The following is a 14164-nucleotide window of genomic DNA, read 5'->3' as shown; positions in this document are numbered from 1 at the left end:
ACGATGAGGATTCCCGTTTCCTGGCTCGCCGAGTACGCCGCCCTGCCCGCGGACCTGAGCACTGAGGCGCTCGACGCCGCCCTGGTGGAGGCCGGGCTCGAGGTCGAAGAGGTCGACGACCTGCGCGGCCGCGTGACCGGCCCGCTCGTGGTCGGCCGCGTCGCCTCCATCGAGGAGCTGACCGAGTTCAAGAAGCCGATCCGCCACTGCTGGGTCGAGGTCGGCGAGGCCGAGCCGCGCTCGGTCATCTGCGGCGCGCGGAACTTCAACGAGGGCGACCTCGTCGTCGTGGCGCTGCCCGGCGCCGAACTGCCGGGCGGCTTCAAGATCGGTTCGCGCAAGACCTACGGCCGCCTCTCGGACGGCATGATCTGCTCGGCCCGCGAACTCGGCGTCTCCGACGACCACGAGGGCATCATCGTCCTCGAGAGCGGCACCGTCGGCGAGGACGCGCGCCCGGTCGTCGGCCTCGACGACGTCGTGTTCGAGCTGGCGATCACCCCGGACATGGGCTACTGCTTCTCCGTGCGCGGCATCGCCCGCGAGGTCGCGCACCGCCTCGGCGTCGCGTTCACCGACCCGGCCGCGAAAGCCGTGGAGCCCGCCGCGACCGAGCACCCGCCCTACCCGGTGCGGGTCGAGACCGACGGCTGCACGCGCTTCACGCTGCGCGAGGTGCGCGACGTGGACGCCAACGCCGAGTCGCCGGAGTGGATGGCCAAGCGGCTCACCCAGGCCGGGATGCGCCCGCTGGGCCTGGCCGTGGACGTCACGAACTACCTCATGCTCGAACTGGGGCACCCGCTGCACGCCTTCGACCGCGACGCGCTCGAGGACGTCATGGTCGTGCGCCGGGCGAAGCCGGGGGAGACCCTGAAGACGCTCGACGACGTGGTGCGCAAGCTCGACCCCGAGGACATGGTCATCACCGACGGGACCGGCCCGCTCTCGCTCGCCGGCGTCATGGGCGGCCAGACCTCCGAGGTCGGGCCGACCACGCGCAACGTGCTCATCGAAGCGGCGCACTGGAACCCGACCTCGATCGCCCGCACCTCGCGGCGGCACAGGCTCACCTCCGAGGCGTCCAAGCGCTACGAGCGCGGCGCGGACGCGGCGATCTCGCTGCTCGCCGCCCAGCGCGCGGCCGACCTCCTGGTCGAGTACGGCGGCGGGACCCTCGTGGACGCCGTGGCCGACATCGACAACCGGGAGCCGATCACGCCGATCGTCATGCCCGTCGACCTGCCCTCCCGCACCGTGGGCGTGGACTACGGCCGCGACCTGATCGTGGCGATGCTCGAAGCGGCCGGATGCGAGGTCGTCGGCGGGATCGTCAAGGAAGGCACTGTGGAGGGCGGCGACGTCCTCACGGTGGTGCCCGCCTCGTGGCGCCCCGACCTGACCGACCCGGTCGACCTCGTGGAGGAGGTGGCCCGCCTCCACGGCTACGGCCACATCCCGTCGAGCATCCCGCGCGCGATCGCCGGGACCGGCCTGACCTCCTCGCAGCGGCGCCGCCGCCGCGTGGCGCGGGCCTTGGCGGACAACGGGTTCACGGAGACCTACACGTTCCCGTTCGTCTCGCGCGACCGCGCCGACGAGCTGGGCCTGGACGAGAAGGACCCGCAGCGCGAGGCCGTCGCGGTGCTCAACCCGCTCGACGACGCGGCGCCGCTGCTGCGCACCACCGTGCTCGCCAGCCTGGTGAACGCGGTGCGCATCAACCTGGCGCGCGGCGCGAAGGACCTCGCGGTCTTCGAGGAGGGCCTGGTCTTCCAGCCCGCCGAGGGCTGGAGCGACCTCGCGGTGGTCGAGCTGCCCGTCTCCAAGCGGCCCGAGGACGAGGCCATCGCGGCCGCGATCCGGCGGCTGCCGGTGCAGCCGCGGCATGTCGCGGCCGTGCTGTGCGGCCAGGCCGTGCCCGCCGGCGTCGACGCGCCCGGACGCGCGGTCGACTGGGCCGACGCGGTCGAGGCCGCCGAGGTCGTGGCCGCGGCATCGGGCGTGCGTCTCGAAGTGACCCAAGGGGAGGCCGCGCCGTGGCACCCGGGCCGGTGCGCGGAGCTGCGGGTGGGCGGCATTCCCGTCGGCCACGCCGGCGAACTGCACCCGGAGGTCTGCGAGCGCCTGGGCCTGCCCCGGCGCACCGCCGCGATGGAGCTGGACCTGACGGCCCTGCCGCTGCCCGACCTGGCGCCCGCGCCGGTGATCTCGCACTTCCCGGCCACGCTCATCGACGTGGCGATCGTCGTCGCCGAGCCGGTCCCGGCCGGCGACGTCGAGGCGGCGCTTCGCGAAGGCGCGGGCGAACTGCTCGACTCGCTGCGGCTCTTCGACGTCTACCGCGACGCGAAGCTCGGTGAGGGCAAGAAGTCCCTCGCGTTCAAACTGGAGCTGCGCGCCGCCGACCGGACCCTCACGAACGAGGAGGGCGTGGCCGTGCGCGACGCCGCAGTAGCGGTCGCGGCCGAGCGGTTCGGTGCGGCCATTCGGGATTGACCTCCGAAAAAGCCTTGGGGCGCGTCATCGCAGGTGCGATGGGGCGCCCCATTTGCATGTCCAAATCGGATGGTTACGCGCAGTTAACGCTGAGCCGGGGGTTAGCGCATGGTCCGCGCCTTTTAAGGTACGTGGTGTGAATAACGGGAACCCCTCTCGCGTCGGCGGGCGGCGGAGGCGGACCGGCTCGGAGCAGGGCGGTTCGTCCGGGCACCGCCGAGCCGCGCCCCGCGGCGCCGGCTACAGCGGCAAACGCCGCGCCGCCGGCGCATCGGCCGTCGCGATCCCCTTGCCCGGCGACCGCGACGACCTCGAACTCAACCGGCTGCACCTGGCCGTCGCGGGCGCCGTCGGCCTCGTGATCGCCATCGGCGTGACCATCGTGCTCGGCAACCTCCCCGACGGCGGCCAGGGCGGCGCCGACCAGGAGGACGCCGCCTACCTCTACGCGGGCGGCCAGGCCCTCCCCGACGACTTCGCCGACCGGCACCCCTCACTGGTCGAGCAGATCAACGCCGAACTCGAAGCGCGCTACGGCCTCACCCCCGAGCAGCTCTACGACGAGGCCGTCCGGCCCGACGGCCTCCGCGTCGTCCTCACCCTCGACCAGGCCCTCCAAGAGGCCGCCGAGCAGACCTCCGGCGAGGCCGGCGTCGTCGCCGTCGAACCCGGCACGGGCGCGGTGCGCTGCTACTACGGCGCGGAGCGCAGCACCGGCACCGACCAGGTCGGCGCCGCCGCACCCCACCCCCCGTCCTCGGTGTTCGACATGATCACCGCCGCCACCGCACTCGAAGGCGGCGCCTCCATCGACTCCTGGTGGAGCGACGAGGACAACGACGTGAGGCTCGCCGAGGCCGTCCAGGAGTCGCGGACCGGGGCGATGGACGCCGTCGCCGAGAAGTACGGCGTCCAAGCCGTGCTCGACACCGCGCACCGCATGGGGCTCAACACCATCGCCGACGGGAAAGGCACGGTCTACGACTTGGGCACGGGCGAGTACGGCGGGCTCAGCGCCGCCGACTTCGGCACCTACCCCGTGAGCGTCGTCGACATGGCGGGCGTCTACGCCACCATCGCCGCAGGCGGCCTCCAGGCCGACACCCACTTCATCGAGCGCGTCATCGACACGGGCGACGAGGAGGTCCCGCCCGGGCAGGAGGTCGCCACGAACCAGGCGATCGCCGAGACCACCGCCCAAGACCTGCAGTTCCTGGGCCTCGGCGAAGCCGAGGCCATCGAGGACCGCGACTTCTTCGGCGTGGGCGCCGACTACTACGGCGAGACCACCCAGTCCTGGTTCGTCGGCGCGATACCGCAGCTGAGCGTCGCCGCCTGGGCCAACGGCGAAGCCGCCGCCGCCGGCGGGGTGTCGCTGTGGCGCACCGTGATCGACACCGCCATCGAGACGAACGACTACGAGGCCGAGCAGCTGCCCGGAGCCTCCGGCGAAGGCGAGGACCTCACCGAGGACATCGTCGGCGACGACGGCCAGATCGACCCCGACAGCGCGTACTGCGAGGCCAACCCCGACGCCGAAGGCTGCGGCGGGGAGACCTCCGCCTCGCCGAGCGCCTCCGACTCGCCCTCGCCCGACGACACCAGCGAAGCGCCCGACCCCGACCCCGACCCCACTTCCTCCGAACCCGAGCCCGAACCCTCGACCTCGGACGAGCCCGAACCGGAGCCCTCGACCTCCGAGTCGTGCGACTGGCCCTGGTGCTGAGCTCCTCGGATACGATGCCGCGCATGACTCCCAACGGCTTCCCGCGATCGCGGCTGCTCCTGGTCCTCTCGATCGCCGTGCCGCTGGCCGTGCTCGGCGACGCGATCTGGGTGCGCACCGACCCGACCGGGCCGCCGTGGCAGGGCCTCGACGACTGGTGGAACGGCCTCGTCGGCAGCCCTGCCGACAGCCCGCTCTGGCAAGTCGCGGAGTGCTTCAACCACCTCGGCGGCGGGCTCGGCCTGGTCCTCGGCGCGGTCGGCATCGTCGCGCTGCTCCTGGTGCGGCGCTGGCGCTCGGCCGTCTACGCCTGCGCGACGCTCGCGGCGACCAAACTCGTCACCGACGTGGGCAAGGCCGTGGGGGAGCGGCCCCGCCCGGCCGACATCACTGTGGACACCGACTCGTGGGCGTTCCCCTCGGGACACAGCTCCCGGATGGCCGCGATCGTCGTCGTCATCGCCGTGCTGGTGGTCCCGGCCCGGCACCTGCGGCGCTGGTGGCCGGTCGCGGTCGTGCTGACCTGCGCCATGATGCTCGCCCGGAACTGGCAGCACGCCCACTGGCTCACCGACACGGTCGCGGGCTCGGCCACCGGCGCGGCCGTGGCCGTCTTCACCTGGTGGGCGCTCGCGCCCCTGCTCGACCGCGAACGCGAGCTGCGCGAGGGCACCGCGCTCGAGACGGCGGACGCGGGGGCCCGAGGGCCTGGCTCGGAGCGCTTAAGCTGATGGCAGTTCATTCTGAGAGGTGCCCCCGATGACCATGCCCGACCCGTACTCCCAGCCCCAGGACCCGCAGCAGCCGTACCAGCAGCCCGCCCAGCCGCCGTACGTCCCCTACGCGCCGTATGCGCCGCCGCCCTACGGGTACCCGCCGTACGTGCCGCCGCGCCCCACGAACGGCATGGCGATCGCGGCGATGATCTGCGGCATCGTCGGCGTGTGCAGCCCGATCGGCATCCTCGCGCTCATCTTCGGCAACATTGCGAAGCGCCAGATCCGCGAGACGGGGGAGCAGGGCGACGGCATGGCCACCGCGGGCGTCGTGCTCGGCTGGATCGGCGTCGCCGCGACCATCGTCTGGATCGCGTACTACATCATCTGGATCGCGATCATCGGCTCCGCAGTGAACGAGCTGGAGAACGGCGACTGGTACAGCGACTTCCCTACTGACGACCCGACCTGGGCCTTCAGGCTGCTGGTCGGTGCCGTTTAAGAGCGCCGCCTGACGTACGTGATCACCGCCGTGTTCGCGGCCGCGAGGACCGCGAACGCGGCGGCCGCGGCCGGATGGCCCACGCCCCACAGGGCCAGCGCGCTGGCGCCGTACGCGGCCAGTTTGAACACGACGGTCCCCGCCGTCGGCAAAGGGTAGCGGGCCTTGGGCGAGACCAGCAGCCCCCAGAGGGCCGCGAACACGCCGAAGACCACGATCGCGAGGGGAAGGCGCGCCGGCATCGGCAGGTCGAGTGCGAGGACCCACCACACGACGAAGCCGAACATGGCCAGTTCCAGGGCGAGGGCCAGGAGCGAGTTGAGGAGCACGAGGGTGCGGACGGGGCCGGTGTAGCGGGCCCATTCGACGTCGGCCGGGGCCGCGCCGTTCATTGAGGGGCTTTCCTGTTCGGACACGGGTTCATCATCGCCGCACGAACGTGGTGCCCCCGAGGCGGGTGCGACCAAAGTCGGAGGCGCGGTTAGGCATCCAGACTGAGGCCGCGACTTCCCGGACATGATGGGATGGATCCATGACCAGTCCGCCGCGCCGCTCCCTCGCCGACCGCTTCCGCGGCGTGCAGCGCCCCTCCGTGATCGCCGCCGTCCTGCTGTTCACCGTGGGCTCGGCCCTCCTCGCCCTCGGCAGCTACGAGCGGTTCGGCTTCGAAGTGCCGCAGGCGGTGCGGTTCGTCCCGCTGGCCCTGGTCTGCGCGGGCGTCGTGCTGCGCCGCACCTGGCCCGGGATGACCCTCGCCCTCGGCCTGATCGGCTTCGGCGCCGAGATCGTGATCGGGTTCTCCCTCGCGGTCGTGTTCGTGTTCAGCGAGAACCTGTACGCGTACGCCCGGTACGGCTCGCGGCGCGGGGTGCGGATCATGGTGCCGATCGCGGTCGCCGCGGTGCTGGCCACCGGGGTGTACATCGCGGCGACGGACGGCCGGGCCGCCGCGACGATCAGCATGCTGGCGATCGCCGCGCTGGTCCTCATCTCGCCGATCTCCTCGGCGATCATCGTGCGCCAGGCCCATGAGCGGGCGGCGCTGGAGTCCGAGCGGGCCGAGCAGACCGCGCGGCTCGCGGACGTGCGCCGCCGCGAGGCGGTGCTGCGCGAGCGCACCCTCATGGCGCGGGAGCTGCACGACACCGTCGCCAACTACCTCTCGGCGATCGCCTTGCAGTCAACGGCGCTCCAGGCCCGCAAGGACCTGGACGCCGAGACGGTGCGGACCTCGGTGGCCGCGATCCGCTCCTCGAGTGTGGAGGGCCTGGCGGAACTGCGGCGCATCATCGGCCTGCTGCGGGCCGCCGACGGCGCCGCGGGCGAGGAGCTGGCGTCGTTCCGGCTCGACCAGGTGCCCGAGCTGGTCGAGCGGATGCGCAAGGCCGGCCTCGACGTGGACTTCGCCGTGGAGGGGACCGCGCGGCCGCTGCCGGGCGAGGTGGAGCTCACCGCCTACCGGGTGGTGCAGGAGGCGCTGACGAACGTGCTGAAGTACGGCTCGGACGCCTCGGTCGCGATCCGCTACGAGGAGGCGTGGATCGAGGTCGAGGTCGAGAACGCGGTGCGCCCCGGGTCCGGCGACCTGCTCAGCGGGGGTTCGGGCCTGGTCGGTATGACCGAGCGGGTGCGCCTCCTCGGCGGCGAGGTCCGGGCCGGGCCCGAGGGCCGCCGCTGGCGGGTGCGCGCCGAGATCCCCACCGGGGGACTCGAGGAGCCCGTGTCACAACCTGCTGGAGCAAGCCGATTCCCGAAACGGAGCCAACACCGATGATCAAGGTCCTGCTCGCCGACGACCACGCGGCGGTCCGCGCCGGGCTGCGGATGCTCCTGGACAGCGCCGAGGAGATCGAGGTGGTCGGCGAGGCCGCCGACGGCGTCGAGGCCGTGGCGCTCGCGAGGGAACTCCACCCCGATGTGGTCGTCATGGACATCCGGATGCCACGCAAGGACGGGATCGCCGCCGCGGCCGAACTGCGCGGCGTCGCGGACGTGCTCGTGCTGACCAGTTACGGCGAGGACGAGAACGTGTTCGACGCGCTCCGGGCCGGGGCCAGCGGGTACCTGCTCAAAGACGCGGACGCCGAGACCCTGGTCGAGGCGGTGCGCACGATCGCGCGCGGTGACGGGCTCATCTCCCCGGCGGTCACGCGCGGCCTCATCACCGAGTTCGCGCGCTCGCGCCCGGCTTACGCGCCGATCGCGGTCGACGGCGCGGGCCTGGCGAACCTCACGCCGCGCGAGACCGAGGTGCTCGCGCTCATCGGCGAGGGCATGTCGAACGCGGAGATCGCGGGGGAGCTCGGCATGGCCGAGGCGACGGTGAAGTCGCACGTCACGCGCGTGCTCGCGAAGCTCGGCCTGGCCAGTCGCGTGCAGGCGGCCATCTTTGCCCGCGAGCAGGCGCGCTGAAAGCAGGGCGGGGCCTTGGCGGCCGACGGTCGGATGTCGCCCGCGAGCAGGCGCGCTGAAGGCAGGGCGGGGCCTTGGCGGCCGACGGTCGGATGTCGCCCGCGAGCAGGCGCGCTGAAGGCAGGGCGGGGCCTTGGCGGCCGACGGTCGGATGTCGCCCGCGAGCAGGGACGCTGAGGGCGGGGCCGACGCGGCCACCGGGCGGTTGTCGCTCGCGAGCAGACTCGCTGAGAGAATGAGTGGGGGTCCTGGCAGCCGGAAATCGCCCGTGAGCAGGGGCGCTGAGGCCGGGGCGGAGCCTTGGCGGCGGGTCGGCGGTCGTCGCGTGGGGACAGGGCGATGATCACGTCCCAGTGTCCGGAATATGACCGTGCCGTCACGCCTGAATGCTGATACAGTACTCTGCATAGTCATTCAGCATGGAGGTTTCCAGTGACTTTTCAGGTCGCCGTGGCGGGTGCCAGCGGTTACGCCGGGGGCGAGGTGCTCCGGCTGCTCGCCGACCACCCGCAGCTCGACGTCGTCGCAGCAGGCGCGCACAGCAACGCCGGTGAGTACATCACCGCAGTCCACCCCCACCTCACCGCGTACGGCGACCGACGCTTCACCCCGACCACCCCGGAGGCCTTCGCCGAGGCCGACCTGGTCGTCATGACCCTCCCGCACGGGCAGTCGGCCGCGCTCGCCGCCCAGCTCCCGGCCGACCAGAAGATCGTGGACCTCGGGGCCGACCACCGGCTCGAGGACGCCGCGGCCTGGGAAGCCTACTACCCGGGCCCGCACGCCGGGACCTGGACGTACGGCCTCCCCGAGCTGCCCGGCCAGCGTGAGGCCATCGCCGCTTCGACACGGGTCGCCGCGACCGGCTGCTACGCCGTCGCCACCATCCTCGCCCTGCGGCCGCTCCTCGACGCGGGGATCGCCTCACCCGAGGACGTCGTGGTCGTCGCCGCCTCCGGCACCTCCGGCGCGGGCAACGCCCCCAAGAAGAACCTCCTCGCCAGCGAGGTCATGGGCGCGATGAGCCCGTACAAAGTGGGCGCGCACCAGCACGTGCCCGAGATCAAGCAGGCCTCCGGGGCCGCCTCGATCTCGATGACGCCGCTGCTGGCGCCGATGCCGCGCGGCATCATCTCCACGGTGACCGCCAAGGCCGCGGGCGACGTGCTCGCCGCCGACGTGCACGCGGCACTGGTGAAGGCCTACGACGGCGAGCACTTCGTGCGCGTCCTGCGCGAAGGCCAGTGGCCCTCGACGGCCTCCACATTCGGCACGAACGCCGTGCAGCTCCAGGGCACTGTGGACAAGGACTCGGGCCGGATCATCGTGACCGCGGCGATCGACAACCTCGGCAAGGGCGCGGCCGGCCAGGTCGTGCAGTGCGTCAACCTCATGCTCGGCCTCCCCGAGGCCGCGGGCCTCACCGTGAACGGAGTGGCACCGTGACCATCACGACCCCCAAGGGCTTCAAGGCCTCCGGCGTCACCGCCGGGCTCAAGGCCTCCGGCAGGCCGGACATGGCGCTCGTCGTGAACGAGGGCCCGCTGCAGGTCGCCGCGGGCCGCTTCACCGGCAACCGCGTGAAGGCCGCCCCGGTCAAGTGGACCCAGCAGGTGCTCACCACCGGTCAACTCAAGGCCGTCGTCCTCAACTCGGGCGGCGCGAACGCCTGCACCGGCGCGCAGGGCTTCCAGAACACGCACACCACGGCCGAGAAGACCGCCGAGCTCCTCGGCTGCGGCGCCGTCGAGATCGCCGTCTGCTCCACCGGCCTCATCGGCGAGCAGCTGCCGATGGACAAGCTCCTGCCCGGCGTCGAGGCCGCGGCCGCCGCGCTCACCGCCGACGGCGGCGAGCAGGCCGCGACCGCGATCATGACCACGGACACCGTCGCGAAGAACGCCGTCGTCCACAGCCCTGCGGGCTGGTCGGTCGGCGGCATCGCCAAGGGCGCGGGCATGCTCGCGCCCGGGCTCGCCACGATGCTCGTCGTCCTCACCACGGACGCGGTGGTCGACCAGCCGCTCGCCGACGCCGCGCTGGGCACCGCCTGCCGCTACTCGTTCGACCGGCTCGACTCGGACGGCTCGATGTCGACCAACGACACCGTGCTCCTCCTCGCCTCGGGCGCCTCCGGCGTCGAGGCCGAAGCGGACGCGTTCATCACCGCGCTCACCGAGCTGTGCCAAGACCTCGCGCACCAGCTCCTCTCGGACGCCGAGGGCTCCACCAAGGACGTCACGATCACCGTCTCGGGCGCCGCGACCGAGGACGACGCCGTCGAGGTGGCCCGCTGCGTCGCCCGCGACAACCTCGTCAAGACCGCCCTGTTCGGCTCCGACCCGAACTGGGGCCGCATCCTCGCCGCCGTCGGCGTCTCGAAGGCGCCCTTCGACGCCGACGCGGTCGACGTCGCCGTGAACGGCGTGTGGATCTGCAAGGCCGGCGCCGCCGGGGAGCCGCGCGACCTCGTCGACCTCAAGGGCCGCGAGGTGGCGATCGACATCGAGCTCCACAACGGCCCCGCCTCGGCCACGATCTGGACCAACGACCTGTCCCACGACTACGTTCACGAGAATTCGGCGTACAGCACATGAGCGCGATCGACGATCTGGCCCCGCACCTCCAGAAGGCCCTCGGCAAGGCCGAGACCCTCATCGAGGCCCTGCCGTGGCTCCAGCGATTCACCGGCTCCATCGTGGTGGTCAAGTACGGCGGCAACGCCATGATCAACCCCGAGCTGCAGGCCGCGTTCGCCGCCGACATGGTGTTCCTGCACTACGTGGGCATCAAGCCCGTCGTCGTGCACGGCGGCGGCCCGCAGATCTCCTCGATGCTCGCGAGGCTCGACATCGCCTCCGAGTTCAAGGGCGGCCTGCGCGTCACCACCCCCGAGGCCGCAGACGTGGTCCGGATGGTCCTGGTCGGCCAGGTCGGTCGGGAGCTGGTGGGGCTCATCAACAACCACGGGCCGTTCGCCGTCGGCATGTCCGGCGAGGACGCCCAGCTCTTCACCGCGAAGCGCCGCTGGGCGGACGTGGACGGCGAGCAGGTCGACGTCGGCCGCGTCGGCGACGTGGCCTCGGTCAACACCGCGGCCGTGGACGACCTCATCGACGCCGGGCGCATCCCCGTGGTCTCCACGGTGGCCCTCGACCACGACGGCGTCCTCTACAACCTCAACGCCGACACCGCCGCCGCCGCGCTCGCCGAGGCCCTCGGCGCGCAGAAGCTCATCGTCCTCACCGACGTCGAAGGCCTCTACGAGAACTGGCCGGATCGGACCAGCCTTCTCCGGCAGGTCACCACCGACCGGCTCGCGGCGATGCTGCCCTCCCTCCAGGCGGGCATGGTCCCCAAGATGGAGGCCTGCCTGCGCGCCGTCAAGGGCGGCGTCCCCCAGGCGCACGTCATCGACGGGCGCGTCCCCCACTCCACCCTGCTGGAGATCTTCACGACCGACGGCGTCGGCACCATGGTCCAGGAGTCGAAATGACCTATTCGGAGCAGATCAAGGCCCGGTACACCGCGGCCCTCATGGGCAACTACGGCCTCCCGCCCGTCGCCCTCCGCGAGGGCGAGGGCCGCTACGTGACCGATGTGGACGGCAACGCCTACCTGGACATGATCGGCGGCATCGCCGTCTCCAGCCTCGGCCACAACCACCCCGCGCTGGTCGAGGCGATCAGCCAGCAGGCCGCCCGCCTCGCCCACACCTCGAACCTCTTCCTGCACGAGAAGGAGGTCGAGCTCGCCGAGAAGCTGCTCGAACTGTGGGGCAACCCCGGCAAGGCCTTCCTCTGCAACTCGGGCACCGAGGCGAACGAGGCCGCGCTCAAGCTCGCGATCCTCCACGGCGCCGCCACCGGCAAGACCCGGATCGTGGCCACCGAGAACGGCTTCCACGGCCGGTCCCTCGGCGCGCTGTCGATCACCGGCAAGGCCGCCATCCGCGAACCCTTCGCGCCCTTCGGCCGCGACGTCGTGTTCGTGCCCTACGGCGACGCCGACGCGCTCAAGGCCGCCGTGGACGACACGGTGTCCGCGGTGTTCCTCGAACCCACCCAGGGCGAGACCGGCGTCATCCCCGCACCGGCCGGATACCTCAAGGCCGCAAGGGAACTGACCACCGAGCACAACGCGCTCCTGGTCCTGGACGAGATCCAGTCCGGCTTCGGGCGCACCGGCGCCTGGTTCGCCCACCACGCCGAAGGGATCGTCCCCGACGTCGTGACCCTCGCGAAGGGCCTCGGCGGCGGCGTCCCGATCGGCGCGGTCCTCGCCACCGACGAGGCGGCCGCGCTCTTCACCAAGGGCGTGCACGGCTCCACCTTCGGCGGCAACCCGATCGCGTGCGCCGCCTCCCTCGCGGTGATCGACACGATCGAGCGGGACCACCTGTTCGAGAACGTGCTTGCACTCGGGCGGCGCCTCGGCGACCGGCTCCTCGCCGACCCCCGGGTCTCCGAGGTCCGCGGCCAGGCGCTGTGGCGCGGCGTCAACCTCACCGAGCCCGTCGCGGCCGCAGTGGTCGAGCACCTCGTCGGCCTCGGCGTGCTCGCCAACGCCCCCCGCCCCGACACGGTCCGGATCGCGCCCCCGCTCACCATCACCGCCGCGGAGCTGGACGCGTTCTGCGACAAGCTCATCGAAGCCCTCGACACCGTGCACCCGCACCCGTCGCCCCACCCGCCGGCGCCGCTTCACGACGCCGCTCCCCAAACCGGAGGGGCTTCGCCCCGCGAGCCTCATGCCCCTGGAGGCCGACCGTGACCGCCAAGCACTCGGCGCCGCCGAAACCGAAGCACTTCCTGAAAGACGACGACCTCACCGTCGCGCAGCAGGCCGAGATCCTCGACCTCGCCGCGAAGATGAAGGCCGACCGCTACGGCTTCCGCGCGCTGGCGGGCCCCAAGTCCGTCGCGGTCGTCTTCGAGAAGCCCTCGACCCGCACCCGGCTCTCCTTCGACATCGGCATCGGTGAACTCGGCGGGCACTCGGTCGTGATCGACGCCCAGTCCACGCAGCTCGGCCGCGGCGAGACCGTCGCCGACACCGCCCGGGTCCTCTCGCGGTACACGAGCGCGATCGTGATCCGCACCTTCGGCGACGACCGCATCGAGGAGCTCGCCGCGAACGCGAGCGTCCCGGTCGTCAACGCGCTCACCGACGGCTGGCACCCCTGCCAGCTCCTCGCCGACCTCCAGACCATCGCCGAGCACAGGCCGCTCAAGGGCACGAGCATCGCCTACCTCGGCGACGCCGCGTTCAACATGGGCAACTCCACGGTGATCGCCTGCTCGATGGCCGGCATGCACGTCCGCATCGGCGCGCCCGAGGGCTTCCAGCCCGCGGACGAGGTCCTGGCCCGCGCGGCCGAGATCAACGCCGAGACCGGCGGCTCCGTGGTCGTCACCACGGACCCGGTCGAAGCCGTCACCGGCGCGGACGTCGTCTCCACCGACGCCTGGGTCTCCATGGGCATGGGCGACAGTGAGAACCGCATCCAGACCCTCACCGCGTACCAGCTCAACGGCGAACTCCTCGCGCACGCCGCCGACGACGCGATCGTCCTCCACTGCCTCCCCGCCCACCGCGGCGAGGAGATCACCGACGAGGTGATGGACGGCCCGCACTCGCGCGTGTTCGACCAGGCCGAGAACCGGCTCCACGCCCAGAAGGCCCTCCTCGCCTGGCTCCTGAAGGAGCAGCGATGAACCGGAGCGAGCGACGATGAACCAGCCGACCACGAAGGCCGCCCGCCAGGCCCGCATCGTCGAGCTCATCTCGGGCAGCCCGATCCGCTCGCAGACCGAGCTCGCGAGCCTCCTCGCCGCCGACGGCATCGAGGCCACCCAGGCCACGCTCTCGCGCGACCTCGAAGAGCTCGGCGCGGTCAAGGTGCGCGGCACCGACGGCGGCTCGGCCGTCTACTCGATCTTCGCGGAAGGCGAACGGCCCCTTCGGGACACCGAGGTCGCCTCGGACCGCCTCCAGCGGCTCCTGCGCGAACTCCTCGTCGGTGCCGACCACTCCGGCAACATGGCCGTCCTGCGCTGCCCGCCCGGCGCCGCCCAGTACCTCGCCAGCGCCATCGACCGCTCGGGCCTGCACGACGTCATCGGCACGATCGCCGGCGACGACACGATCGCCGTGATCGCCCGCGACGGCGTCACGGGCGCCCACGTGGCCGACCAGATGCTGCACTGGGCCGGCAAGGGCCCCGACCCCTACGCCACCGAGACCGAGCCGGCGACCAACGCCAAGGAGCACCAGCAATGACCGTCAAGCACACCAAGGGAGACGCGG

13 protein-coding genes are annotated in these 14164 nt (G+C 72.2%); 12 read left to right on the top strand and 1 reads right to left on the bottom strand.

The window, feature by feature from the left end; genetic code table 11:
- Positions 1-3: 3 nt before the first annotated feature.
- The 4 genes from pheT to QWI33_RS01350 all read left to right on the top strand — a co-directional run bounded on the left by pheT (position 4) and on the right by QWI33_RS01350 (position 5443).
- Positions 4-2499: a phenylalanine--tRNA ligase subunit beta gene (pheT, locus tag QWI33_RS01365; protein WP_289954125.1), complete on the top strand. Its 2496-nt coding sequence runs from the start codon at positions 4-6 to the stop codon at positions 2497-2499.
- 136 nt (positions 2500-2635) lie between these two features.
- Positions 2636-4225 carry a penicillin-binding transpeptidase domain-containing protein gene (locus tag QWI33_RS01360; RefSeq protein ID WP_289954124.1) on the top strand — a complete coding sequence of 530 codons (1590 nt, stop codon included), beginning with the start codon at positions 2636-2638 and terminating at the stop codon, positions 4223-4225.
- Between the two features lie 23 nt (positions 4226-4248).
- Positions 4249-4956: a phosphatase PAP2 family protein gene (locus QWI33_RS01355; protein ID WP_289954122.1), complete on the top strand. Its 708-nt coding sequence runs from the start codon at positions 4249-4251 to the stop codon at positions 4954-4956.
- A gap of 28 nt (positions 4957-4984) precedes the next feature.
- Complete coding sequence (locus tag QWI33_RS01350; RefSeq protein WP_289954120.1) at positions 4985-5443, top strand: DUF4190 domain-containing protein; 459 nt, start codon at positions 4985-4987, stop codon at positions 5441-5443.
- Here QWI33_RS01350 and QWI33_RS01345 read toward each other — a convergent pair.
- Complete coding sequence (locus QWI33_RS01345; protein ID WP_289954118.1) at positions 5440-5859, bottom strand: YrdB family protein; 420 nt, start codon at positions 5857-5859, stop codon at positions 5440-5442. The genes QWI33_RS01350 and QWI33_RS01345 overlap by 4 nt on opposite strands.
- Before the next feature lie 116 nt (positions 5860-5975).
- Here QWI33_RS01345 and QWI33_RS01340 point away from each other — a divergent pair, with 116 nt between their 5' ends.
- The 8 genes from QWI33_RS01340 to QWI33_RS01305 all read left to right on the top strand — a co-directional run bounded on the left by QWI33_RS01340 (position 5976) and on the right by QWI33_RS01305 (position 14137).
- Positions 5976-7217: a sensor histidine kinase gene (locus tag QWI33_RS01340; protein WP_289954116.1), complete on the top strand. Its 1242-nt coding sequence runs from the start codon at positions 5976-5978 to the stop codon at positions 7215-7217.
- Positions 7214-7855, top strand: a complete 642-nt coding sequence (locus tag QWI33_RS01335; RefSeq protein WP_289954115.1) for a response regulator — start codon at positions 7214-7216, stop codon at positions 7853-7855. Before QWI33_RS01340 ends, QWI33_RS01335 begins: the two co-directional genes overlap by 4 nt.
- A 432-nt stretch (positions 7856-8287) precedes the next feature.
- Positions 8288-9301 carry an N-acetyl-gamma-glutamyl-phosphate reductase gene (argC, locus tag QWI33_RS01330; RefSeq protein ID WP_289954113.1) on the top strand — a complete coding sequence of 338 codons (1014 nt, stop codon included), beginning with the start codon at positions 8288-8290 and terminating at the stop codon, positions 9299-9301.
- Positions 9298-10452 (top strand): bifunctional glutamate N-acetyltransferase/amino-acid acetyltransferase ArgJ, encoded by a 1155-nt coding sequence (gene argJ, locus QWI33_RS01325; protein ID WP_289954112.1) that lies wholly within the window; start codon positions 9298-9300, stop codon positions 10450-10452. Before argC ends, argJ begins: the two co-directional genes overlap by 4 nt.
- Complete coding sequence (argB, locus tag QWI33_RS01320; protein ID WP_289954110.1) at positions 10449-11351, top strand: acetylglutamate kinase; 903 nt, start codon at positions 10449-10451, stop codon at positions 11349-11351. Before argJ ends, argB begins: the two co-directional genes overlap by 4 nt.
- Positions 11348-12628, top strand: a complete 1281-nt coding sequence (locus tag QWI33_RS01315) for an acetylornithine transaminase (protein ID WP_289954108.1) — start codon at positions 11348-11350, stop codon at positions 12626-12628. Before argB ends, QWI33_RS01315 begins: the two co-directional genes overlap by 4 nt.
- Entirely contained in the window at positions 12625-13572 is a 948-nt protein-coding gene (argF, locus tag QWI33_RS01310; RefSeq protein WP_289954106.1) for an ornithine carbamoyltransferase, read from the top strand. Before QWI33_RS01315 ends, argF begins: the two co-directional genes overlap by 4 nt.
- A 16-nt stretch (positions 13573-13588) precedes the next feature.
- Positions 13589-14137 carry an arginine repressor gene (locus tag QWI33_RS01305; protein ID WP_289954104.1) on the top strand — a complete coding sequence of 183 codons (549 nt, stop codon included), beginning with the start codon at positions 13589-13591 and terminating at the stop codon, positions 14135-14137.
- Positions 14138-14164 lie beyond the last annotated feature (27 nt).

The sequence above is a fragment of the Glycomyces tritici genome, from assembly GCF_030403505.1.
This window is presented reverse-complemented; position numbering and strand designations above follow the sequence as displayed.